This window comes from Allonocardiopsis opalescens, assembly GCF_003002095.1.
Taxonomy (GTDB): Bacteria; Actinomycetota; Actinomycetes; order Streptosporangiales; family Streptosporangiaceae; genus Allonocardiopsis; species Allonocardiopsis opalescens.
Map to the genome: position 1 here is coordinate 460,555 of NZ_PVZC01000002.1, position 23,144 is coordinate 483,698.

At 72.6% G+C, this 23,144-nt stretch carries 25 protein-coding genes; 8 read left to right on the plus strand and 17 right to left on the minus strand.

The genetic code is table 11. The annotated features are described in order from the left end of the window. The first annotated feature begins 202 nt into the window (after positions 1-202). The 4 genes from pstS (at position 203) to pstB (ending at position 4,343) form a co-directional block, all read left to right on the plus strand. Complete coding sequence (gene pstS, locus CLV72_RS08835) at positions 203-1,321, plus strand: phosphate ABC transporter substrate-binding protein PstS (RefSeq protein ID WP_106242808.1); 1,119 nt, start codon at positions 203-205, stop codon at positions 1,319-1,321. Between the two features lie 122 nt (positions 1,322-1,443). After that, positions 1,444-2,427 (plus strand): phosphate ABC transporter permease subunit PstC, encoded by a 984-nt coding sequence (gene pstC / locus CLV72_RS08840; protein ID WP_106242811.1) that lies wholly within the window; start codon positions 1,444-1,446, stop codon positions 2,425-2,427. Beyond that, positions 2,424-3,494 (plus strand): phosphate ABC transporter permease PstA, encoded by a 1,071-nt coding sequence (gene pstA, locus CLV72_RS08845; protein ID WP_106242813.1) that lies wholly within the window; start codon positions 2,424-2,426, stop codon positions 3,492-3,494. The genes pstC and pstA overlap by 4 nt, the downstream gene beginning before the upstream one ends. A 69-nt stretch (positions 3,495-3,563) precedes the next feature. Next, on the plus strand, positions 3,564-4,343 hold the full coding sequence (gene pstB, locus CLV72_RS08850; protein ID WP_106242816.1) for a phosphate ABC transporter ATP-binding protein PstB: 780 nt from the start codon (positions 3,564-3,566) through the stop codon (positions 4,341-4,343). 57 nt (positions 4,344-4,400) lie between these two features. Here the strand turns inward: pstB and CLV72_RS08855 are convergent, their stop codons facing one another. From CLV72_RS08855 to CLV72_RS08875, 6 genes are all read right to left on the minus strand, one after another. Continuing rightward, positions 4,401-5,411, minus strand: a complete 1,011-nt coding sequence (locus CLV72_RS08855; protein ID WP_425428050.1) for an inorganic phosphate transporter — start codon at positions 5,409-5,411, stop codon at positions 4,401-4,403. A 3-nt stretch (positions 5,412-5,414) separates the two neighbouring features. After that, positions 5,415-6,032 carry a DUF47 domain-containing protein gene (locus CLV72_RS08860; protein ID WP_106242820.1) on the minus strand — a complete coding sequence of 206 codons (618 nt, stop codon included), beginning with the start codon at positions 6,030-6,032 and terminating at the stop codon, positions 5,415-5,417. Between the two features lie 433 nt (positions 6,033-6,465). Then, positions 6,466-6,633, minus strand: coding sequence for a hypothetical protein (locus tag CLV72_RS32095; protein ID WP_170140901.1), 168 nt, complete (start codon positions 6,631-6,633; stop codon positions 6,466-6,468). A gap of 189 nt (positions 6,634-6,822) precedes the next feature. Beyond that, on the minus strand, positions 6,823-8,151 hold the full coding sequence (locus CLV72_RS08865; protein ID WP_106242822.1) for an NAD(P)/FAD-dependent oxidoreductase: 1,329 nt from the start codon (positions 8,149-8,151) through the stop codon (positions 6,823-6,825). A 44-nt stretch (positions 8,152-8,195) separates the two neighbouring features. Further along, entirely contained in the window at positions 8,196-8,747 is a 552-nt protein-coding gene (locus CLV72_RS08870; RefSeq protein WP_106242824.1) for a gamma carbonic anhydrase family protein, read from the minus strand. Positions 8,748-8,838: 91 nt separating this feature from the next. Beyond that, positions 8,839-9,927, minus strand: coding sequence for a hypothetical protein (locus CLV72_RS08875; RefSeq protein ID WP_106242826.1), 1,089 nt, complete (start codon positions 9,925-9,927; stop codon positions 8,839-8,841). A 409-nt stretch (positions 9,928-10,336) separates the two neighbouring features. Here CLV72_RS08875 and CLV72_RS08880 point away from each other — a divergent pair, with 409 nt between their 5' ends. Continuing rightward, on the plus strand, positions 10,337-11,473 hold the full coding sequence (locus CLV72_RS08880; RefSeq protein ID WP_146159392.1) for a hypothetical protein: 1,137 nt from the start codon (positions 10,337-10,339) through the stop codon (positions 11,471-11,473). A 117-nt stretch (positions 11,474-11,590) separates the two neighbouring features. Further along, positions 11,591-12,049: a GNAT family N-acetyltransferase gene (locus tag CLV72_RS08885; RefSeq protein ID WP_106242833.1), complete on the plus strand. Its 459-nt coding sequence runs from the start codon at positions 11,591-11,593 to the stop codon at positions 12,047-12,049. A gap of 9 nt (positions 12,050-12,058) precedes the next feature. Here the strand turns inward: CLV72_RS08885 and CLV72_RS08890 are convergent, their stop codons facing one another. After that, positions 12,059-13,600: an MDR family MFS transporter gene (locus tag CLV72_RS08890; protein WP_106242836.1), complete on the minus strand. Its 1,542-nt coding sequence runs from the start codon at positions 13,598-13,600 to the stop codon at positions 12,059-12,061. A 213-nt stretch (positions 13,601-13,813) separates the two neighbouring features. Between CLV72_RS08890 and CLV72_RS08895 the strand changes: the two genes are divergently transcribed. Then, entirely contained in the window at positions 13,814-14,437 is a 624-nt protein-coding gene (locus tag CLV72_RS08895) for a TetR/AcrR family transcriptional regulator (RefSeq protein ID WP_245930007.1), read from the plus strand. 4 nt (positions 14,438-14,441) lie between these two features. Here the strand turns inward: CLV72_RS08895 and CLV72_RS08900 are convergent, their stop codons facing one another. After that, positions 14,442-15,041, minus strand: a complete 600-nt coding sequence (locus tag CLV72_RS08900) for a DUF4126 domain-containing protein (RefSeq protein WP_106242842.1) — start codon at positions 15,039-15,041, stop codon at positions 14,442-14,444. A gap of 152 nt (positions 15,042-15,193) precedes the next feature. Then, the gene (locus CLV72_RS08905) at positions 15,194-15,478 is read right to left on the minus strand and encodes a DUF2630 family protein (RefSeq protein ID WP_106242845.1); all 285 of its coding nucleotides are present in this window, start codon (positions 15,476-15,478) and stop codon (positions 15,194-15,196) included. 196 nt (positions 15,479-15,674) lie between these two features. Here CLV72_RS08905 and CLV72_RS08910 point away from each other — a divergent pair, with 196 nt between their 5' ends. Continuing rightward, entirely contained in the window at positions 15,675-16,196 is a 522-nt protein-coding gene (locus tag CLV72_RS08910; RefSeq protein ID WP_245930008.1) for a C40 family peptidase, read from the plus strand. Between the two features lie 337 nt (positions 16,197-16,533). Here CLV72_RS08910 and CLV72_RS08915 read toward each other — a convergent pair whose 3' ends face one another. The 8 genes from CLV72_RS08915 to CLV72_RS08950 all read right to left on the minus strand — a co-directional run bounded on the left by CLV72_RS08915 (position 16,534) and on the right by CLV72_RS08950 (position 23,143). Then, the gene (locus CLV72_RS08915) at positions 16,534-16,809 is read right to left on the minus strand and encodes a hypothetical protein (RefSeq protein WP_106242849.1); all 276 of its coding nucleotides are present in this window, start codon (positions 16,807-16,809) and stop codon (positions 16,534-16,536) included. Positions 16,810-16,921: 112 nt separating this feature from the next. After that, a complete protein-coding gene (gene dgoD, locus CLV72_RS08920) occupies positions 16,922-18,070 on the minus strand; it encodes a galactonate dehydratase (RefSeq protein ID WP_106242853.1) in 1,149 nt (382 codons plus the stop codon). Between the two features lie 11 nt (positions 18,071-18,081). Then, a complete protein-coding gene (locus tag CLV72_RS08925) occupies positions 18,082-18,462 on the minus strand; it encodes a RidA family protein (RefSeq protein ID WP_106242857.1) in 381 nt (126 codons plus the stop codon). A 31-nt stretch (positions 18,463-18,493) separates the two neighbouring features. Then, positions 18,494-19,111, minus strand: a complete 618-nt coding sequence (locus CLV72_RS08930; RefSeq protein WP_106242860.1) for a bifunctional 4-hydroxy-2-oxoglutarate aldolase/2-dehydro-3-deoxy-phosphogluconate aldolase — start codon at positions 19,109-19,111, stop codon at positions 18,494-18,496. A gap of 52 nt (positions 19,112-19,163) precedes the next feature. After that, positions 19,164-20,192, minus strand: a complete 1,029-nt coding sequence (locus CLV72_RS08935) for a sugar kinase (RefSeq protein ID WP_106242864.1) — start codon at positions 20,190-20,192, stop codon at positions 19,164-19,166. Continuing rightward, positions 20,189-21,376, minus strand: a complete 1,188-nt coding sequence (locus tag CLV72_RS08940) for an ABC transporter ATP-binding protein (protein ID WP_106242867.1) — start codon at positions 21,374-21,376, stop codon at positions 20,189-20,191. Before CLV72_RS08940 ends, CLV72_RS08935 begins: the two co-directional genes overlap by 4 nt. Before the next feature lie 4 nt (positions 21,377-21,380). Continuing rightward, on the minus strand, positions 21,381-22,211 hold the full coding sequence (locus CLV72_RS08945) for a carbohydrate ABC transporter permease (protein WP_211302778.1): 831 nt from the start codon (positions 22,209-22,211) through the stop codon (positions 21,381-21,383). A gap of 5 nt (positions 22,212-22,216) precedes the next feature. After that, a complete protein-coding gene (locus CLV72_RS08950; RefSeq protein ID WP_106242874.1) occupies positions 22,217-23,143 on the minus strand; it encodes a carbohydrate ABC transporter permease in 927 nt (308 codons plus the stop codon). Between the last annotated feature and the right edge of the window lies 1 nt (position 23,144).

Here is a 23,144-nt window from a genome sequence, read left to right on the forward strand (position 1 = left end):
TTCACGCCGGTGACCTGCGTGTTCATACGTACGTTAGTAGTAGGCCACTGTGATTTCCCTTACCGAAGCGGCACCGTTCACTGCCAGTTCACCTTTGCACGAACGGATCGTCACTTGTCCTCCTTAGCGTCACTTTGCGTGGTCCGCGGATCGGGCCATTCCCCAATCCCATGACCCAGTCCATGGAAGGACAGGTAGGGCAGTGAAGCTCTCCAAGTACGGCAAGTTCGCGGGTGTGGCGCTGGCCGGCGCCCTCGCCCTGAGCGCCTGTGGCGGCGACCCCGAGCCGGCGGGCGGCGGCAGCGCCTCCCCCGCGGCCCTCCCCGAGGGGGTGGAGTGCGCTCCCGGCACGCTGAACGCGGGCGGCGCCACCTCGCAGGAACTCGCGATGAACGCCTGGCGGTCGGCCTACCAGAGCGCCTGCCCGGATGCGACGGTCAACTACGACCCCACCGGCTCCGGCGCCGGCCGCACCAACTTCGCCGACGGCGCGATCGCGCTCGCCGGCTCCGACGCGGTGATGGACGCCGAGGAGCAGGCGGCGGCCGACGAGCGCTGCGGCGGCCAGGCCGTGCACCTCCCGCTGTACATCAGCCCGATCGCCGTCATCTTCAACCTGGAGGGCGTCGATGAGCTGAACCTTAGCCCCGAGGTCATCGCCGGGATCTTCAACCAGGAGATCACCAACTGGAACGACGAGGCGATCGCGGCCGACAACCCCGACGCCGAGCTTCCCGACCTGGAGATCACCCCGGTCAACCGCTCCGACGAGTCGGGCACCACCGAGAACTTCGTCGCCTACCTGTCCGCCGTGGCGCCCGACGCCTGGCCGCACGAGGTCTCCGGCGACTGGCCGAGCGAGCTGTCCTCGCAGTCCGGCCAGGGCTCGGCCGGCGTGGTCACCACCGTCCAGGGCGGCAACGGCACCATCGGCTACGTCGACGCCAGCCAGGTCGCGGCCAACGACCTCTCCTCCGCCCGCGTGGGCGTGGGCGAGGAGTTCGTGGAGTTCTCCCCCGAGGCCGCCGCGGCCATCGTGGACAGCTCCCCCGCCGCCGAGGGCGTGGCAGAGGGCGACCTCGCCATCGAGCTCGACTACACCACCGAAGAGGCCGGGGTCTACCCGATCGTGCTGATCTCCTATGAGATCATCTGCACCTCCTACGAGAACGCCGAGGAGGGCGCGCTGGTGCAGAGCTTCGTGTCCTACCTGGCCAGCGAGGACGGCCAGCAGGTCGCGGCCACCGAGGCCGGCTCCGCGCCGATCTCGGAGACCACCCGTGAGAACGTGATGGCGGTGCTCGAGGGCCTTGGCGCCTGACAGCCGCGTCGGCACGTAGCCCCTGAGTCGGGTGACCCTCAGTGGTCACCCGGCTCGAGGCATGTCTGAAGCACCTTCCCCGTGACCCGCCGCAGCACCGAGAAGTTCCCACCGGAGCCCGCATGACCACCACCCAGCCCCCCCAGACGGAGCAGCCGGCCAAACCGCCGCCCGGCCGCAGGACCAGGCGCCGGCCCGGCGACCTCGTCTTCGAGAACAGCGCACGCCTGTCCGGCGTGCTCATCCTGGTCATCCTCGCCGCCGTCGCGGTGTTCCTGCTCGTGCAGGCGCTGCCGGCGCTGAGCGAGAACCAGGGCAACTTCCTGACGGACACCGAGTGGGCGCCCAGCGGCGACGCGCCGTCCTTCGGTGTCGCCGCCCTGGTCTTCGGCACGCTGCTCGCCGCGGTGCTGGCCCTGGTCATCGCCACCCCGGTGGCCGTGGGCATCGCCCTGTTCATCAGCCACTACGCCCCGCGCCGGCTGGCGTCGCTGCTCGGCTACGTCGTCGACCTGCTGGCCGCGATCCCCAGCGTCGTCTACGGCCTGTGGGGCATCACCTGGCTGATGCCGCAGATCGGCCCGTTCTTCGAAGGACTCAACCGCTACCTGGGCTTCATCCCGATCTTCGCGGGCCCGGTGGCCAGCCCGCCGCGCACCATCCTCACCGCCTCCATCGTGCTGGCCGTGATGATCCTGCCGATCGTCACCGCGGTGGCCCGCGAGGTCTTCCTGAAGACCCCCACCATGCACGAGGAGGCCGCGCTCGCCCTCGGCGCCACCCGCTGGGAGATGATCCGGATGGCGGTGCTGCCCTTCGGCCGCTCCGGCGTGATCAGCGCGGCCATGCTGGGGCTGGGCCGCGCGCTGGGCGAGACGATGGCGGTCGCCATGGTGCTCTCGCCGGGCCTGCTGATCGACTTCTTCCTGCTCCAGGCCGGCCACCACCAGACCATCGCCGCCCTGATCGCCCTCCAGTTCCCCGAAGCCAGCACCTTGCAGGTGAGTGCGCTGATCGCGGCCGGCCTGGTGCTGTTCGCGATCACCCTGGTGGTGAACATGGCCGCCCGCTACATCGTGTCGCGCCGCAAGGAGTTCACCGAATGAGCACCCTGACCACACCCCCCGCCGCGCCGGGCGCGGGTGTGTCCCTGCTGAGCCGCAGCCTGCCGCGCTGGGCTCCGGCCGCCACGCTGGCCGGCAGCGCCGCGGTGGTGGCGGCCGTCCTGGTCGCGGTGGGCGCGTTCGGGCTGGCGCAGTGGACCGTGCTGTCCGTGCTGCTGTTCGCGGTCACCATCACCGCCGCCTCGGCCTCGGTCGAGGGCGGGCGCCGCGCCAAGGACCGCCTGGTCACCACCCTGGTGTACGTCTGCTTCGGCCTGGCGATGATCCCGCTGGTCAGCGTGTTGTGGACCACGGTGCAGAACGGCGTCCTGCGGCTGGACCCCTACTTCCTGCAGACCTCGATGCGCAACGTCCTGGCCAGGGACGACGCCGGCGGCGCCTACCACGCCATCATGGGCACCCTCATCGTCACCGGCTGGGCCACCGTCATCTCGGTGCCTGTCGGGCTGATGACCGCCATCTACCTGGTGGAGTACGGCCGGGGGCGGCTGGCGCAGGCCATCACCTTCTTCGTGGACGTGATGACCGGCATCCCGTCGATCGTGGCGGGCCTGTTCATCGCGGCGCTGTGGCTGCAGCTGTTCGGCGCCGGCAACTTCATGGGCTTCGCGGGCTCGTGCGCCCTGTCGGTGCTGATGATCCCGGTGGTGGTCCGCTCCAGCGAGGAGATGCTGAAGCTGGTGCCCAACGAGCTGCGGGAGGCGTCGTACGCGCTGGGCGTGCCCAAGTGGCGCACGATCGTGAAGGTGGTGCTGCCCACCTCGATCGCGGGCGTCACCACCGGCGTGATGATCGCGATCGCCCGGATCATCGGCGAGACCGCTCCGCTGCTGGTCACCGCCGGGTTCACCGACTCGATCAACTTCAACGCCTTCGACAGCCGCATGATCACCCTGCCGGTGTACGTGTACCGGCAGATCTCCCAGGGCGGGCAGATCCCGTTCGAGCGCGCGTGGGCGGCGGCGCTGACCCTGATCGTGATCGTCATGGCGCTGAACCTGCTGGCCCGGCTGGTGTCGCGGATCTTCGCCCCGAGGACCGGGCGGTGACCCGGCCCGCGCCCCAAGCGGCGCCCCGCACCCCCGACCGGCACGACCTGAGGACGATGAGGAAAAGCTGTGGCTAAGCGAATCGACGTCTCCGGACTCAATGTCTACTACGGTGCCTTCCGCGCCGTGGAGGACGTCTCCATGACCATCGAGCCGCGCTCGGTGACCGCGTTCATCGGCCCGTCGGGCTGCGGCAAGTCCACCTACCTGCGGGCGCTGAACCGGATGCACGAGGTCATCCCCGGCACCCGGGTCGAGGGCAAGGTGCTCCTGGACGACCAGGACATCTACGCCGCCAATGTCGACCCGGTCGCGGTGCGCGGCCAGATCGGCATGGTCTTCCAGCGCCCCAACCCCTTCCCCACCATGTCGATCTACGACAACGTGATCGCCGGGGTGCGGCTGAACGGCCGCCGGATGCCCAAGGCGGAGCTGGACGCCCTGGTGGAGCGGGCGCTGCGCGGCGCCAACCTGTGGAACGAGGTCAAGGACCGGCTGAACCGCCCCGGGGCGGGCCTGTCCGGCGGCCAGCAGCAGCGGCTGTGCATCGCCCGCGCCATCGCGGTGCGGCCCGACGTGCTGCTGATGGACGAGCCCTGCTCGGCGCTCGACCCGATCTCCACCCTCGCCATCGAGGACCTGATCGCGGAGCTGAAGACCGAGTACACGATCGTCATCGTCACCCACAACATGCAGCAGGCGGCCCGCGTCAGCGAGACCACCGCCTTCTTCAACCTGTCGGCCCCCGGCAAGGGCGGCATGCTGGTGGAGATGGGCGACACCAACAAGATCTTCACCAACCCCGACAAGAAGGACACCGAGAACTACATCACCGGCCGCTTCGGCTGACCGGCGCCCGTGCGGGCGGGCAGGCCCCCGCCCGCACGGCGCCTCCCGGTTCCCGGGCTAGAGCACCAGCGCGGTGAGCCAGTAGACGGCCGCGGCGACCAGCCCGGCGGCCGGGATGGTCAGCACCCAGGCGAACACGATGTTGCCGGCCACCCCCCAGCGCACCGCCGACAGCCGCTTGGTGGCGCCCACGCCCATGATCGCCGAGGTGATGGTGTGGGTGGTGGAGATGGGCGCGTGCCAGATGAAGGCGGTGGCGTACAGCACGCTGGCGGCCGTCGCCTCGGCGGCGAAGCCCTTGGGCGGATCCAGCTCGATCACCCGCCGCCCCAGCGTGCGCATGATCCGCCAGCCGCCCGCGTAGGTGCCCAGCGAGAGCACGCTCGCAGTGAGCACGGTGACCCACACCGGCACGCTGTAGCCGGTCTGGTAGCCGGTGGTGACCAGGGCCAGCACCACGATGCCCATGGTCTTCTGCGCGTCCTGCAGGCCGTGGCCGAGCGCCATGGCGGCGGCCGAGACGGTCTGCGCCAGCCGGAAGCCGCGGCTCACCCGGCGGGGGCTGGACCTTCGGAAGATCCACAGGATGGCCACCATCACCAGGTAGCCGAGCAGCCCGCCGACGATCGGCGACAGCACCATCGGGATGACGACGCTGTCCAGCACCCCGTTCCACAGCACCGTGCTGGTGGCGGCCAGCGCCGCGCCGATCATGCCGCCGATGAGGGCGTGCGAGGAGGACGAGGGCAGGCCGAACCACCAGGTGACCAGGTTCCAGGTGATCGCGCCGACCAGTGCGGCGAAGACCACGGCCAGCCCGTTCATGCCCTGGGGCGCCTCGATGATGTCGGCGCCGACCGTCTCGGCCACCCCGGTGCCGAGGAAGGCGCCGATCAGGTTCATCACCGCCGCCATCGCCAGCGCGGTGCGCGGAGTCAGCGCCCGGGTGGACACGGAGGTGGCGATGGCGTTGGCCGCGTCGTGGAAGCCGTTGGTGTAGTTGAAGAACAGGGCGACGCCGACGACCACGAGGAGCGCGAGGAACTCGGCGTCCAGAGGCAGGAGCACGACCTAGGACTCCTTGACCGCGATGCTCTCGATCGTGTTCGCGACGCGCTCGAAGGCGTCGGCCGCCTCTTCCAGCTGCTCGATGACGTCCTTGAGCTTCAACACGCTCAGGGAGTCGTACTCGCCGCTGAACAGGTGGGCCAGCAGCCGCCGGTAGATCTGGTCGGCCTGGTTCTCCAGCCGGTTGATCTCGATCCAGTACTCGGTGAGGTCGCGCATGGAGCGCAGCCGCGGCATCGCCTCCGCGGTGATCTCGGCGGCCCGCTCCAGCACGGCCACCTGCTGGACCACGTCGCGGGGCAGCTGCTTGATCTGGTACAGCACCACCAGGTCGGCGGCGGCCTCCATCGCGTCCATCACGTCGTCGAGGGTGCCGGCCAGCCGGTAGATGTCCTCGCGGTCGAAGGGGGTGATGAAGGTCTCGTTAAGCCGCCTCATGATCACATGGGTATGCTCGTCACCCACGTGCTCGCAGACGCGCAGCTTCTCCGCGATGGCCTCGCGCTCGCTGTCGTCGCTGATCAGCTCGCTGAGCAGCCGCGATGCGGTGACCAGGTTGTTCGCCGAGTCAGAGAACAACTCGTAGAAGCTGTCCTCGCGCGGCGTCAGGCGCAGGCGCACGGTTGTTCCCCCAACTCTTCCGCCCCTCTCCCGGGCAGACATGGCTCGTGAGGATGTTACGGGCAAGTGAGCACCAAGCGAACACCCAGCGGATATCGATCGAACCCTGTCCGCCATCGGTCTGGAAGGCGGCGGATCCGCACCCGGCGGACCGGCCGGATGTCCGGACCGCCGCCGGGCGCGGCAGCGGCGTGGCGGCAGGCGCTCCGGCGCGGGGGACGGCGGGGAGAAGGGGCGGCGCGGCCGGTGCGGTGCCGGCCGGGGCCCGGAGGGAGGGGGTGGAAAAGCGACGCGGATCACGCCGGTCCGCGCCGGGGGGCGGTTGCCGCGCTCGACCGGGGGGACGGGAGCGCCGCGGCTTCAGCGCGGCGGGCCCGCTCGGCGGCGGCGGGCCGCCGCGGGCGCCGGCACCCGGCTGCTAAGCGGACTAGTACTAACGAGTCACATCCTGGCCGACCGGCACGCGCAGGCCGAGAACCTCGTCGATCTCCTCGACCGACAGCCGCCGTTCGCTGATCGCCACCGCCGTCAGCACCTCGGCGTACAACTCGATCTCGTCCAGCGCGACGTGGTCGTGAAGGCGCATGTCGAGGTTGTTCACCGCGCCCTCCTCCCCGTTGCCCTGCCCGCGGCCCGCCGGCGCCGGCGAGCCGGCGCCTCGCGGGTGCCGCGGTCCCCTGCGGTCTCCCATAACCTGCCGTTCAGGCTACGGCGGGACCAGGGGTCCGCACATGGCTAACGCGAGTCATTTTCCCGTTGCCCATCGGCCTTCCCGGCCCGCCCGTCCGGGTCATCGCACCGCGCCGGACTCGGCGGCGGCGTCCTCGAAGGTGTGCCTTGGGTCGTGCAGGGTGCCCAGCGAGACGGCGTCCCTGGGGAAGCACAGCGCCAGCGCCCAGTCCGCGGTCACCCGCGCCTTGCGGTTGAAGGTCGGGACCCGGCCCAGGTGGTAGACGCGGTGCAGCGCCCAGGCCGGCAGGCCCTTGACCCGCACCCCGTAGACATTGGCCACGCCGTCGAACAGGCCCAGGCTGGCCAGCGAGCCGGCGTAGGCGTGCCGGTAGGGGCGCTGCGGCCGGCCCAGCAGGGCGGCGTGCACATTGTCGGCCAGCCGCACCGCCTGGCGGACGGCGTGCTGGGCATTGGGCGCGCAGAACTCCCCCGGCTTGGTCAGGTCGGGCACGGCCGCGCAGTCGCCCGCCGTGTACACCTCGGGGTGGTCGTGCACCGTGAGCAGGGCGGTGGCCGAGATGCGGCCCTTGTCGTCGATGGGCAGGCCGCTCTCGCGGACCAGCGGGTTGGGCTTGACCCCGGCCGTCCACACCAGGGTGGAGGTGGGCACCCGCTCACCGTCGTTGAGGGTGACGGCATCGGCCTCGACCTTGTCGACCATGGTCTTCAGCCGCACCTCGCAGCCGCGGGCGCGCAGCCGCTCCGCCGTCCAGGCGCCCATCTCCGGACCCACCTCGGGCAGGATGCGCTCGGTCGCCTCGACCAGGATCCAGCGCATCTCCTCGGCGCCGATGCCGGGGTACTCCTTGCGGGCGACGTCCCTGGCCATGTCCTCCAGCTCGGCGAAGGCCTCCACGCCCGCGAAGCCGGCGCCGACGAACATGAAGGTGAGCGCCTGGCGGCGCAGCTCGGGGTCCTCGGTGGCGGCGGCGATGTCGAGCTGGTAGAGGACGTGGTTGCGCAGCGCCACCGCCTCCTCGATGGTCTTGAAGCCGATGCCGTGCTCGGCCAGGCCCGGCACCGGCAGCACCCGGGAGATCGAGCCGGGGGCCATCACCAGCACGTCATAGCCGATGGTGCGCTCGCCGCCGCCGGCCGGGGTGAAGCGCACAGTGCGCTCGGAGGGGTCGCAGCCGCGCACCACCCCGGCGAGGACGCGGAGGCGGGGCAGCACCCGGCGCAGCGGCACCACCACGTGGCGGGGCTCGACGCTGCCGGCCGCCGCCTCGGGCAGGAAGGGCTGATAGGTCATGTAGGACTGGGAGTCGATGAGGGTGATGCGCACCCGGCCGGAGCGGATCAGCGGCCCCATCCGGCGCTGCATCCGCAGGGCGGCGTAGAGCCCGACGTGCCCCGCACCGACGATCACGATCTCGCGCTTGGCCATGCCGGGCCCCTAACCCCGGCGGGCGGGCGGAAACCGCGCGCCGGCTAGCCCGCCCAGCGCACTCCGGCGTGCTCGGCGCCCCTGCGCACGTAGTTGTCGGGAGTGCGCGCCTGCCGGGCGATGTCGTCGTCGGTCAGCTCCCTGATGACGCGTCCGGGCACCCCGGCGTAGAGCACCCCGGCCGGCACCGCGGTGCCCGGCGGCACCACCGCTCCGGCGGCCACCAGCGCGCCCGCCCCGACGGTGGCGCGGTGCAGCACGGCCGCGCCGATGCCGATCAGCGCGCCGGTGCCGATGTGCGCGCCGTGCACCATGGCCTGGTGGCCCAGGCTGACGCGGTCCTCCAGCAGGGTGGGCTCGCCGGGGTCGACGTGCAGCACGCAGCCGTCCTGGATGTTCACCTCGGCGCCCACCTCGATGTCCTCGGCCTCGGCGCGCAGCACCGAGCCGTACCAGACGGTGCTGCCGGGGCCGAGGATGACCCGGCCCACCACCACGGCGGTGGGGGCCACCCACGCCTCGGGGTGGATCTCCGGGCCGCCGAAGTCGGCGGACCCGATCCAGGCTCCGGGGTAGCGCTCGGCGTAGTCCGACATGTCCTGCCCTTCCGGCACGCTCTGTCCTTGGGACACGCCGTGCCTTTCCCTCGCTGTCGTCGTCCGGTGCTCCACCGGTCCCGGCCTCCCCTTACTGCCGCTCCTGCACGCACGGGCTGGTGGCGAAGATCCGCGCGGGCGTGCGGTAGGAGTTCACCGAGAACTCCCACTGGTAGTCGCCCGGGAACGAGGGTTCGCTGGGGTCGTCGGTGGAGCGGATGGAGCCGGTCGCGTTCTCGCCCTGCTCGAAACGGTAGCTGGAGACGGTGGTGAAGCCGAGTTCGTGCCAGTAGGCGATCAGGGCGCCGCGCGCCGCCGCGGCCTGCCGCGGGTCGAGTGCGCGGGTCTCCATCTCGATCCGCCAGGGATCGCGGGAGCCCGGACCGCAGTAGTGGTCGGTCCACGGACCGCTCTGCAACAGGGTGTAGCCCAGTGCGGTGCCCAGCTCGGCGTCGATGACCTGCTGCATATCGGCCAGGCCGGTCTCCAGGATGTGAATGGTGTGCTCGAGGTCGTGCCCGCCGTCGCCGCCGGGGGTGCCGTCGATGTGCACGACACTGCGGCCGCCGGTGCCCACCGGGGTCTCCACAAGCGGCAGCTCCGTGGAGCCGGCCTCGGCCCTGGCCAGTGTCCCGGTGGTGAACTGGCCGGCCGCGAGCGCCAGTGCGACGGCGGCCACCGCCCACGGCAGCACCCGCGAGCGGACGATGCCGGACAGTGCGCCTCGGGCCCAGGGGCCGCCGCCCGGAGGGCCGTCGTCCTCGCCCTCGTCGTCCCCGTCCGCCTCGCGTTCGTCCGGCTCGTCCGCGCTGTCGTCGGGCTCGCCGCCGGGTCCGGGCGCGGCCGCCTCCTCGACCGCGAGCTGCACCAGTTCGGCCCGCGCCTCCTCGGCGCTGCGCCCGACCGCGTCCGCGCCGCCGGGCCCGGCCAGGGCGGGCTCCGCCTCGGCGAGCCGGCGGGCCTGGTCGGCATAGCCGGCCAGCAGCACCACCACCTGGGCGGCGGGCAGCGCCGGGGTGATCGGCGGCGGGGCGGAGCCGGAATCGGCCAGCATCGCGCGCAGCCGCCCGGCGGGGAGGCCGGTGGCGGCGGCCAGCAGCTCCGCCCACTGCCCGACCGGTTCCGCGGTGTCGGAACCGCTTGCTCGCAGGCGTTCCAGCATGATCCGGACGGGGTGCATGAGCGGCCCCTCACTGGGAAGGAGGCGGGTCGGGTACCGGCGGGGCCTCGGCCGCGGCACCGGCGCGCCCATCCTGCCGATCGAGTGGTCGGGGTCGGACCGGCGGGACCGACGGACATAATTGTGACCGGGGTACGCGGCGGCACGCTTTTCGGGGTCGATGTTCGCCGATCCGGGCCGGGACGGCACGACCGTGTGGTAGTCCAGAACTGGATGTCGCGCTTGCCCCGGACGAACCCAACCTGGCGATATGACGTGCGGACCACATGTTTCGGCTGCGTAGGGGGATGATGGGGGAAGCGTCTCCGCACCATCGCACCTTGCTCCCTCAGCCGCTGCGCACCACCGACGTCGCTCCGCGATTCGCCACCAACCCACGTGATTGGCTATGAACGAACAGAACGAATTCTTGCCGAACCTGCTCCGCGACGACCAGTTCGACGTCGTGCGGAAGGGCTACGAACGGCGCCAGGTCGACGACTTCATCGCCCGACTCCACCACCAGAACCGCGACCTCCAGGAGCGGCTGGCCCGCGCCCTGGACGAGACCGAGCAGGCGCGGCGCGAACTCCAGTCCGCCCGTGAGCAGGCCGCGCCCAAGGCCGAGCACGAAGTGCTCAGCGAGCGCATGTCCCAGATCCTCAAACTCGCCGAGGAGGAGGCCAGCGCCAAGCGCTCCTCCATCGACAAGGAGATCGAGGGCATCCGCGCCGAGGCGTCCCAGGAGGCCCAGCGGGTCGTCGCCGAGGCGCAGACCCACGCCGACCGCCTGGTCAGCGCCGCCCGCGAGCAGGCGCAGGAGCTGGTGGGCACGGCCCGCAAGGAGGCCGACCAGCTGCGCAGCGTCACCCAGGCCGAGGCCGAGCGCGTCCGCAGCGAGGCCGACCGCCGCGCCACCGTCGTGAACGAGACGGCCGACCGCCGCCTTGAGACGGCCATGGCCACCCACGGCGAGGCGCTGCGCCGGCTCACCGACATCCGCGACACGCTGGCCGACCTGCTTCGGCACGAGGAGTCCTCGGCGTCGATCGAGGAGACGGTGAACAAGAAGGCGCCCCGGTCCGAGGGGCGCTCGAGCCGCCCGGTCAGCCCGGGTGTGTCCCGCCGTCCCGAGCAGCGCGGCTCTGCTGCCCCGGCCGAGGGCCGGTCCGGGCAGCAGGGGCACGTCGGCACCGGTTCGCAGCCGCCGGCGGCGCAGTCGGGTCCGCGTCCGGAGCAGGACCGTCCGGAGAACCGCCCGCCGCAGGACCGCAGGCCGTCGGCGGCTCCCGGCGCCGAGGCGGCGGAGCGGCCGGCGCGCGAGCGCGAGGGCGACCCCGAGTCCACCGACCCGATCCGGCCGCAGCAGCGGGCGGTGGCGGTGGCGCAGCAGGAGCGCTCCGACCGGCAGGCCGCGCCCGCGGGCACCGACGCTGAGGCGACCACCCGGCTGTCCACCGGCGCCAAGCAGGCCGACCGCTCGCCGGCCGCCGCGGAGACGGCGCCGGAGGCCGACGACAGCAAGGATCCGGCGCAGACCACCGTCCGGATCATCAGGAAGAACTGAGGGGCCTGCCTCGGCCGTGACGAGCGGCCCGCGGGCGGCCCCTGACGGGGCGGGCTCCGCGGGCCCCCGGCGGCCGGGCGCGGCACTGGTTCGCGATCACCCATAATTGGCTGCACAATGCGCGAACCATTCACCATCCGGGCGGCCATCCGGTCCGACCTGGGGGCTCTGCTCAGGCTGCTCCAGCACCTCGGCGACGTCCCCTCCCCCGGCCACAACGCGCGGATGTCGTCGGCGGCGGTCCGCGCCTGGACCCGTATCGAGTCCGACCCCGACCGCACGGTCCTGATCGCCGAGCGGCGCGGCCAGCTGATCGGCACGCTCGACCTGATCCTGGTCGCCAACCTCACCCACGACGCCAAGCCGTGGGCGGTGGTGGACAACCTGGTGGTCGACCCGCCGCACCGCCGGCGCGGTGTCGGCCGGGCGCTCGTCGACGAGGCCGTCGACCGCGCCGAGGCAGCGGGCTGCTTCCGGATGGAGCTGCTGTCGCACCAGTCGCGCGAGGACGCCCACCAGTTCTACGCGGCCGTCGGCTTCGAGAACTCCGCCGAGGGCTTCCACCGCTACCTGTGAGCGCGCCCGCTAACGGCCCTTGAGCGGCGTGCCGGGGACGAACAGCACCAGGACCAGCCCCACCAGCATGATGGGCACCCCGGCGAGGAAGAGCGTGCCCATGGCCTCGCTGAAGGCGCCGACCACCAGGGTGCGCACCGCCTCGGGCAGGGCGAGGATGGCGTCGGGCGAGCCGAGCGCGACGGCCGGGCCGCCGGCGGCCGCCCCGGGCGGCGCCCCCGCGGCCAGCTCGCCGGCCAGCCGGTTGGTCAGGATGGCGCCGAAGACGGCCACGCCCATCGCGCCGCCCAGCGAGCGGAAGAACGAGGCGCCCGAGACCGCGACCGCGATGTCGGCGCGCTCCACGGCGTTCTGCGCGGCCAGCAGCAGGATCTGCAGGGTGAGGCCGATCCCGGCGCCCAGCACGGCGATGTAGGAGCCGAGCAGGGTCAGGCTGGTCCCGGTGTCCAGGGTGGACAGCAGCAGCAGCGAGGCGCAGACCAGCACCATCCCGACCACCGGATAGGGCTTCCAGACGCCGGTGCGGCTGACCAGCACGCCGGAGCCGATCGAGGTGACCAGCACGGTGCCGACCATCGGGACCATCATCAGCCCCGACGCGGTGGGGCTCAGCCCCTTGACGATCTGCAGGTACTGCGGCAGGTAGATCATCATGCCGAACATGGCGCTGGCGATGACCGCCAGGCCGAGGCTGGCCAGCACCACCGAGCGGTTGCGGAACAGCCGCGGCGGCAGGATCGGGTCCGACGCCCGCCGCTCGGCCGGCACCGCGAGCGCCACCAGCGCCACCGTGAGGACCAGCAGGGCGGCCGACGGCCAGGAGACCCAGGCGAACTCGCGGCCGCCGAGGGAGAGCAGCAGCATGGCGGCGGCGGCCGCGCCGGTGATGGCGGTGGCGCCCCACCAGTCGATGCGGGCGTCGCGGTTCCTGCGGTTGGGGATGTGCGCGTTGAAGTGCAGCGCCACCATCGGGATGACGGCGAGCGGGATGGTGATGAAGAAGCACCAGCGCCAGCCGAGCCATGAGGTGTCCACGATGAAGCCGCCGAGCAGCGGTCCGGCCACGGTGGACACGGCGAAGACGGAGCCGAGTACCCCGCCGTAGCGGCCGCGCTCGCGCGGGGTGAACACGTCGCCGAGGATGATCTGCGGCAGGGCGGCCAGGCCGCCCGCGCCGACGCCCTGGAAGAAGCGGGCCGCGATGAGCTGCGGCATGTCGGCGGCGAAGCCCGCGCCGGCCGAGGCGAGCACGAAGATGACCAGGGAGAGCTGGAACATGCGCTTGCGGCCGTAGAGGTCCGACAGCTTGCCCCACAGCGGGGTGGAGGCGGTCAGCGCCAGCAGGGTGGCGCTGGCCACCCACGACAGCTGCTCCTGCCCGCCCAGCTCGCCGACGATGGTCGGCAGCGCGGTGCCCACGATCGAGGTCGAGAGCATCGAGGTGAGCATCGCGAGCATCAGCCCGGTCAGGATGGCGGCGATCTGGCGGCGGCTGTACCCGCCCGCCTCCGCCTCGGGGGCGTCCTCCTGCCGGACGACGGGTTGCGCCATGGCGTGCCGTGCCTCCTGGGTCCATGGTCGAGCGCACCGGCGGGGGCGGGCGCGTGGACGGGGACCGCACCGGTCGGCGGAGAATTGATGTACGGTACAACCAAACTAAGTAAACACTGTTTACTTGTCAAGCGACCGAGCCCCGGCGGCGGTGCGCCACAATGGGCTGCGTCCAGGCCGCAGACGGCTCCGTACCAGGTGAGGGCGATTTCCGTGCCAAGCGACACCCCAGGCGCGTTCCACCGGGACGCCGACGCGGACGCCGGCGGGCGTCCACCCGTCAGGGACCGCGCCCTCACCCGGCGGCGCATCCTGGACGCGGCCCGAGACCTGTTCACCCGCGAGGAGTACGGCGCGGTGTCCTCGCGGGCGATCGCCGCCGCGGCGGGCGTGAACGTCGCGCTGATCAACCGGTACTTCGGCTCCAAGCTCGGCCTGCTGCGCGAGGTGGTGGCCGAGGAGGCGGCCTTCCCGCGCATCTTCGAGGGCGACCGCGCCGGACTGCCGCGCCGGCTGGCCCGGCACATGGTCGAGCGCACGCACGGCGGCGGCAGCCCGCTGCTGCGCGCGCTGAACCGGTCGAGCGCCGACCCCGACCTGAAGGCGGTGTTCCGGGAGCGGCTGGACTCCGCGCTGGTCGGCCCGCTGCGGGAGCGCCTTGACGGGCCCGAGGCCGAACTGCGCGCCGAGCTGGCCGTCACCTTCCTGGTGGGGGCGAGTACCCTGCGCCAGATCCACGAGCGCGGCGGCCTGGCCGACTACGACCCCCAGCGGCTGGAGGACCGGCTCACCGGCGTGCTCGCCGCCTGCCTGGGCGAGGAGCCCTCCGGCGGCTGACCGCTCAGCCCGGCGGCGCGGCCCGGTCCCGCTCGGCGCGGCGGCGCGCCCGCCGCCGTCGCCACAGCACCACCAGCCCGGCGGCGGTGCCCAGCGCGAGCACCAGCCCGAGCACGGGGGCGAGCACCGCCGCCAGCGCCATGCCCAGGCTCAGGCCGTCCTCGGCGGTGCTGACGATCGGCGCGCCGGCGCCCATGGTGGCGGCGTTCACCCCGGCCCGGCCGACCGCCTTGAGGCCGTGGAAGGCGAGCGCGATCAGCACTCCGGCGATGACCGGCCCCCAGTCGGCCGCGGTGGCGGCGGTGGGGTCGACCGTCTGCGCGGCCGCCCCGGCGCCGAAGGCGATACCGCCCGAGGTGGGCCGGACCACGGTCTGCAGCACGTCGTTGACGTGGTCGACCATCGGGACCTTGTCGGCCACCACCTCGATGACCAGCAGCACGCCGAGCACGACGAGGGTGACGGGGTGCTCCAGCCACTCCCAGCCGCCCGACAGCGGCACCAGCTCGGTGTAGCGGGCCAGCAGGCCGACGACCAGCAGCGGAATGTAGGCGTTCAGGCCCGCGGCGGAGGCGAGCCCGGTTCCGACCAGCGCCTCGATCACCGCCGGCCGTCCGGGCGCTCAGGGGCGGTCCACGTGTTCGGCACACCGGCATTCTGCCCGTGTCCGGGCGCTACCCGCACGAACGGGGACCGGTCGGGCGGTCCGGTTCCGGCCGCCGGGGGCTGGAACCGGACCGGCGCCGGCGGCGCCCGCTACTGGCGGTAGTTCTCGACCTGCCCCGGCGGGCGCACGCTCGCGTCGTCGGGGTCGCGGCCGAACTCGGCCTCGGCGCGGCGCTGCCTGAGCAGGTCCCAGCACTGGTCGAGCCGGACCTCCAGACCTTTCAGACGGTCGCGCTCCTCGGCGCTCAGGGCCTGCGGGCCCTGCGCGCCGCTCCGGTTCCGCAGCGCGCGCTCCTCCTCCACCAGTTCGGTGATCGACCGCAGTATCTCGGCATTGCCCGCGTCGGGACGCGCGGGCTCAGGTGCTTGGGTCATGCGCCAATGCTTCGCCAGTCGGCCCCGATGCACAATCCCTGGTTTCGAACGGAAGGTAAAAAGAACACCAGGACCATCGGCTTCCGCACTTAATTGCTCGGCGAATCGCGGCCGGTGTGCTGTTCTGATCCGCGGTGGCGCCAGGGCCGATGCGCCGCCCACGGGGGATTCGGCCCAGCACTCAACGGGGGATCCAATGCTGTTCACCACTGTTTTCACCGCCAAACAACGGCTCAAAAAGGCCCGCCGGTCCCATACCGGCTTCGCGGCCGCCATGGCCGCGGTGGTGGTCGGGCTGACGACGCTGGCCGGGGCCACCGCGCCCGCCTCGGCCGGGCCGCTCCCGGCCGAGCGCGCTCCGGGCACCGCCGAGGAGGCCGTCGAGCACGCGCTCAGCAGGGTCGGCAAGCCCTACCGCTACGGCGCCGAGGGACCCGACGCCTTCGACTGCTCGGGCCTGGTGCAGTGGTCGTTCCGCAAGGCGGGCGTGCGGCTGCCGCGCACCACCTACGACCAGTACGACGTCGGCACCCGGGTCTCCTACGGGAACCTGCGCCGCGGCGACGTGGTGTTCTTCTACTCCGGCCCCGGGCACGCCGGGATCTACCTGGGCGGCGGCCGGATGGTGCACGCCCCCAACTCCGGCGGCCGCGTCGAGGTGGTGCGGATGTCCGGCCACTACCGCGGCCACTTCGCCGGCGCGGTGCGCGTCACCTGACCGGCCCGGCGCGCCGCCCCGCCGCAGACCAGGCGCCGCGGCGGCGGCGCGCCCCGCACCGGCCATCCCTCGGCCGCGGAATCGAATACCGTCCCGCCCTGGTCCGCGGCCGCCCGCACGCCGTTCGGAGAATTGCGGTCCGTGGTCGATATTCGCGCGCCGAAAGGTGATTACCATCCACTGAAGCGGGAACAGCGGTGGCCTTCTGAACGGCTCCTCCACCGCGCGGTGCACATCCGCGGCGGCATTTCCGCACGCCGTAAAATCGCAGGCCGGACGGTGGCGCGCCCGATGCCGCCGCCCCTCGGACACCCGCCCGGCCCGTCCGCCGGGCGGATCAGGGCTGGGGCACGCTCCGCAGCAGCGGACCGCCGTGCTGGACGGTGATGGTGATCATCACGGTCCGCTGGTCGGGTTCGGCCCCGGTGGCGGGCAGGTAGCAGCGGTGCTCCAGTTCGGTGCCAGGCGGGTGCGCGCTCGCCTCGGGGATGCCGGCGTCGCAGCGCGGCGGGGGGAGGCCGTGCCGGTGGAACTCCGCCCAGACCGCCTGCTCGATACCCGCGCGGGTGATGACGAGGCGGTCGGGGACGGCGTCCCACCCGTAGGTTCCCATGCGTCCTCGGCCGGCTCGGCCGGCCGCGCCGCCCACCCGATGGCGGCGACGAGCGCGATGAGCGCCCCGCCGCCGAGCACCAGGACCAGGGCGGAGCGGCCGGCCGGCCGGCTCACCACTCCGCGAAGGAGCCGTCGCGGCGCCGCCAGACCGGGCCGCGCCAGCGGTGGCCGTCGGCCGCGGCCTTGCGGACGGCGGCCTCGTCGATCTGGACGCCGAGGCCGGGGGCGGTGGGCCGCGGGCAGTAGCCGCCGGTGAAGGCGAACACCGAGGGGTCCACCAGGTAGTCGAGCAGTTCGGCGGTGGTGTTGTAGTGGATGCCGGCGCTCTGCTCCTGGATCAGGAAGTTCGGCGTCGCGAAGGCCAGTTGCAGCGAGGCGGCCAGCGCGAGCGGGCCGAGCGGGCAGTGCGGCGCGATGTGCACGTCGAAGGTCTCGGCCAGCGACGCGATCCTGCGCCCCTCGGAGATGCCGCCGCAGTGCGCCAGGTCGGGCTGGGCCACCCCGATCCCGGCCTGGAGCACCGGCAGGAAGCCGGGCCGGTCGTAGATGCGCTCGCCGGTGGCGATCGGGATGGAGGTGGACTCCACCACGTCGCGCAGCCGGTGCGGCGCGTACTCGGGCAGCACCGGCTCCTCCACGAACATGGGCCGCAGCGGCTCCAGTTCGCGCAGCACCCGGCGGGCCATCGCGGTGCTGAAGCGGCCGTGGAAGTCGATGCCGAAGTCGGCGTCGCTGCCCAGCGCCTCGCGGGCGGCGGCGGCCAGCGCCACCGTCCGGTCGACGGCGAGCGGGGTGTCGATCGGCTCCAGCGCGCCCGAGCCGTTCATCTTGACCGCGGTGAACCCGGCCTCGCGCTGGGCGGCGGCCTGGTCGGCGATCTCGGCGGGGTCGTCGCCGCCGATCCAGGAGTACACCCGCACCCGCTCGCGGACCGGCCCGCCGAGCAGTTCGTGCACGGGCGCGCCGCGGTACTTGCCCGCGATGTCCCACAGCGCCTGGTCGATCCCGGCCACCGCCGAGGACAGCACCGGGCCGCCCCGGTAGAAGCCGGATCTGGTCAGCACCTGCCAGTGCGCCTCGATCCGCAGCGGATCGGCGCCGAGCAGGTACTCGGCGAGGACGTCGACGGCCGCCGCCACCGGCTCCGACCGGCTCTCCAGGGTCGCCTCGCCCCACCCGTCGGGGCCGTCGTCCGTGCTGATCTTGACGAACAGCCAGCGCGGGGCGACCAGGAAGGTCTCGACCTGGGTGATCTTCACACCGCTCCCCTTCAGCCGCGCAGCCGCGCGACCACGTCGATCTCCACCAGGATGTCGTAGAGGTCCGAGCCGACCGTGGTGCGCACCGGGAAGGGCTCGGTGAAGAACTCGCGGTAGGCGGCGTCGTACTCGGCGAAGTCGCGCTTGAGGTGCTGGAGGTGCGCGGTCACCTTGACGACGTCGTCGAAGGTCAGGCCGCGCTCGGCCAGCACCGCCGCGATATTGCGCAGCACCTGCCTGGTCTGCTCCCCGACGCTCTCGGCGATCTCGCCGGTGGCGGGGTCCTGCGGGCCGAAGCCGGCCGTGTAGAGGAAGCCGCCGGTGGCGATGCCCTGGCTGTAGCTTCCGGCCGGGCGCGGGGCCCCGTCGGTACTGATCTGCTGCTTGCTCACACTGCCCTCCAGGCTCTGCGGTGGATGGGTGTCAGGCCCGCACCAGGGGTGCGAGCAGGTCCAGCTGCTCGGGGTCGGCCAGCGCCGAGCCGACGGCGACCACCCGCGCCCCGGCCGCGAAGTACTCCGCGGCGTTGCGGGCGTCGACGCCCCCGGTGGCCACCAGTCTGACGGCGGGGAACGGGCCGCGCATCGCGCTGAACCAGGCGGTGCCCAGCGCGGTGGCCGGGAACATCTTCAGCCAGCTCAGGCCGTGCCGGACCGCCTGCTGCACCTCGGTGGGAGTGGCCACCCCCGGCAGGTGCGGCAGCCCAGCGGCGGCCGAGGCGGCGGCGACGGCGGGGTCGAAGCCGGGCGCCACCGTGAACACGGCGCCCGCCGCGGCCACCGCGCGCACCTGCTCGACCGTGGTGACGGTGCCCGCACCGATGTCTCGGCCGCGCTCGCGGGCCGCGGCCACCGCCGCCGCCAGCGAGGGCAGCGCGTCGGGGGTCTGCACCGGCACCTCGACCTGCTCGATGCCCAGGTCCCAGGCGCGCTGGGCGAGTTCGACGGTCTGCCCGGGCGGCATTCCGCGCAGGATCGCCATCACCCGGCGGTCGCCGAAGATCGCGTCGAATCCGGACGGGTTCTCCGGTGCGGTCGTCATGGCAGCACTCCTCACTGCGGGTCGGCGCGGACGGCGGACGGCGGTCCGCCGCTCAGGGCAGGTCGGCGGCGGCCGGCTCCGGACCGGGCAGCCGGGCGCCGGCCCACTCGTGCTCGGACAGGCCGATCAGCCGCTCGCGCGACCCGGCCGGGGGCGGTTCGGCCAGGTCGCCGACCTGGCGCAGGGTCATCGCGGCCAGCAGGTGGCCCAGCCGCAGCCGCCGCACCGGGTCGCGCCCGTCCAGCAGTCCGGACAGGTACCCGGCCGCGAAGGCGTCACCCGCGCCGACCGGTTCGACCACCGGCACCCGCAGCGCGGGCACGAAGGTCGCCGGGCCGTCGGCGGCGAACAGGGTGGCGCCCTCGCCCGCGTCCTTGACCACCACCGCGGGCACCGAGCCGAGCAGCCGCCGGATCGCCGCCGGATCACCGGTGCCCCACAGGGTCTGCGCCTCGTCGCGGCCGACGAAGACCAGGTCGGCGGCGCGGGCCAGCCGCAGCAGCGGCTCGGCCGCCTGCTGCGCCGACCACAGCGCCGGGCGGTGGTTGACGTCGAAGCTCAGCAGCGGGCCGGGCACCGCGCGCCGCACCAGCAGCTCGTCGGTCAGCTCGGCGCAGCTCTCCGACAGCACCGGGGTGATGCCGGACAGGTGCACGATCCGGGCGCCGCGCAGCACGGCGCCGGTGCCCGGCCGCGCGGCCAGCCCGGCGTCCATGGCGGCGGCGGCCGAACCGCGCCGGTAGTAGTGCACGCGGGTGCCGCCGGGCCTGGGGTCCTTGAAGTACACGCCGGTCGGCCGGTCGGGGTCGACCTCCACGTGCGCGGTGTCCACGCCGCGAGCGGCCACCTCGGCGCGGACCAGCGCGCCGAAGGGGTCGTCGCCGACGCGGCTCAGCCAGGCGGCCCGGTGGCCGAGCCCGGCGAGGCCGCAGGCGACATTGGACTCGGCGCCGCCCAGCGCCATCTCCAGCCGCGGCCGCTCCAGCAGCGGCCGGGCGTCCACCGGGGTGAGCAGGGCCATCGTCTCGCCGACGCAGACCACCTCGGCGGCGGCGCGGCCGCCGTCGTCGCCGTCGGTCATGCCGGCACCGGGGCGCCGGTGATCCGCTCACCGCTCTCGGGGTCGAACCAGGACGCGCCGGTCAGGTCCAGCTCGATCCGGCACGGCTCGTTGAAGTCGAAGACCACGTCGCCGGGGATGCGCGCGTAGTGCAGGTCGCGCGAGGCGGCGGCGCCCACCTCCCCCGAGGCGGCGGCCGGGCCGAACTTGAAGCCGACGATGGTCTCGGCGCCCAGGTGCTCGACCATGGTGACGTGCCCCTCCAGGCCGGGCCCGCCCTCGGACGCGGGCCGGATGCGCACCTTCTCGGCGCGCACGCCCAGGGTGAGCGCGCCGTCCTGCGGGGCGCGGTCGGGGTCCGAGGCCGGGAGTTCGAGCGCGCCGCCGCTCTCGACGCGGACCGTGCCGGCCGCCGCCTCCGCCGGGATCAGGTTCATCGCCGGCGAGCCGATGAAGCGGGCGACGAAGGTGTTGGCCGGGCGGTCGTAGATCTCCTTGGGGGTGCCGTACTGCTGCACTACGCCGCCGTTGAGCACGATGATCTTCGTGCCCATGGTCATCGCCTCGACCTGGTCGTGGGTGACGTAGACGAAGCTCTTGCCGACCCGCTGGTACAGCGCGGAGATCTCCGCGCGCATCTGGGTGCGCAGCTTGGCGTCGAGGTTGGACAGCGGCTCGTCCAGCAGGTAGATGGACGGCTCCCGCACTAGCGCGCGGGCCACCGCGACCCGCTGGCGCTGGCCGCCCGACAGCGCGCGCGGCCTGCGGTCCAGGTAGTCGGTCAGCTCCAGCATCTCGGCGACCTCGGCGACCTTGGCGGCCACCTGGGGGTCGCGCATGATGGCCCGCTTGACGAAGCCGTTGACGAACGGGATGTGGTGCCACCAGCGGAAGCGGTCCATGACCAGCGGGAAGGCGATGTTCGCCCGCACGCTCATGTGCGGGTACAGCGCGTAGGACTGGAAGACGAAGGCGACGTTGCGCTGCTTGGGCGTCTTCTCGTTGACGAGTTCGCCGTCCAGGCGCAGCTCGCCGCTGGTGATGTCGGTGAGTCCGGCGATCATCCGCAGCATGGTGGACTTGCCGCAGCCTGAGGGGCCGAGCAGCACCAGGAACTCCTGGTCGGGCACCTCGGCCTCGAACTCGCGGATGACGACGTTGTCGCCGAACCGCTTGCTGATCCCGTTGAAGTGGATGACAGGCATCCGGCTATCCCTTCACAGAACCCGCGGTCAGGCCGCTCACGATGCGGCGCTGCATCAGCAGGAAGAAAACGATGGCGGGCAGGGTGAACAGCAGCGCGGCCGAGAAGACGGTGTCCAGCGGTGTGCTGAACTCGCCGACGAACGAGGCCAGCCCGGTCGAGGCCGCCCACAGCTCGCGGTCCTCGATGAAGGTGGTGGCGAACAGGTACTCGTTCCAGCCGTCAAAGAAGGCGATCACGGCGGCGGCGGCCAGGCTCGGCATCACGATCGGCAGCATGATCATCTGGAGGATCGCGAAGGGCGAGCAGCCGTCCACCCGCGCGGACTCCTCGATCTCGTAGGGCACCCCGTCCATGGCCGACTTCAGGATCCACACCGCGACCGGCATGGCGAAGGAGGTGTTCACCAGGATCAGCCCGCCCAGGCCGTTGAGCAGCCCGAGGATCGCGAAGAGCGAGTACAGCGGCACCAGTAGCAGCGCCTCGGGCAGCATCTGGGTGGCGAACAGGCCGAAGCCGAGCAGGCCCTTGCCGTGGAACTTGTACCGGCTGAGCGCGTAGGCGGCCATCACCGCGATGGCCAGGCTCAGCAGGGTGGTGCCGAAGGCGATCACGGCGGAGTTGCCGAGCCAGCGCAGGAAGGGGGTGTCGGAGGCGAGCACGCTGAAGACGTTGCCCGCGCGGGTGAGGTCGGGCAGCCAGGACTGGTCGCCGCGGTAGAGGGCGTCGCTGGGGGTGGTGGCGGTGTCGAACATCCAGTAGACCGGGAAGCCGGCCAGTACGGTCGTGGCCAGGGCCAGTACGACGCGCACGCCCAGCGAGAGCCTGCGGTGCATCAGCATTACCTGTCCCCCTCCTGCAGCATGGCCCGCCGCTCCATGACGAAGTAGACGACGGTCACGATGAGCGACAGCACCAGGCCGAGCATCCCGATCGCGGCGGCGGTGCCGAGGTCGGAGTTGAGGAAGGCTTCGCGGTAGACGTGCACCACGATGGTGTTGGTGTCCGCGCCGCCGCCGGTGAGCAGGAAGATGATCTCGAAGCGGCGGAAGGACCAGATGGTCATCAGCAGCGCGACGACCCGCAGGGTGGGCATCAGGTAGGGCAGCACGACCGCCTTGAAGGTGCTGAGCCCGTCGGCCCCGTCGACGCGGGTCGCCTCGTACAGCTCGTCGGGCACCGACTGGAGCGCGGCCAGCACGACCAGCATGACGAAGGGGGTCACCTTCCAGACCGTGGCGATCAGCACCGCGAGCATGCCGTAGCGCGGGTCGATCAGCCAGTTGGGCTGGCCCAGGCCCAGTGCGCCGGTGACCTGGTTGGCCACGCCGGTGCCGTCGTTGTAGATCCAGCGGAACACCAGCACGACGGCGACCGTCGGCACCGCCCAGGGCAGCGTCATGACGGCGCGGGCGAAGGTGCGGCCCGGGAAGGCCCGGTTGATCAGCACGGCGGCCGCTGTGCCGAAGACCAGCGAGCAGGCGACGGTGGCCCCGGTGTAGACCAGCGTGGTGGCGACCGAGTTCCAGAAGGCCGCGCCGCCCAGCACCGACACGTAGTTGTCGAAGCCGATGTAGCGACCCCCGGTCGGGTTGAGCAGCCGGGTGTCGGTGAAGCTCATGTCGACGCCGCGGAACAGCGGTGTGGCGGTGAACGCCAGCAGGTACAGCGCCGCGGCCGCGGCGAAGACGTAGGGCGCGACCTGGCGACGGCGCCGCCGCTTGGCGGGCGGCGGCGCGTCGCGGGTCGGCGCGGCGGATGCGCTCACT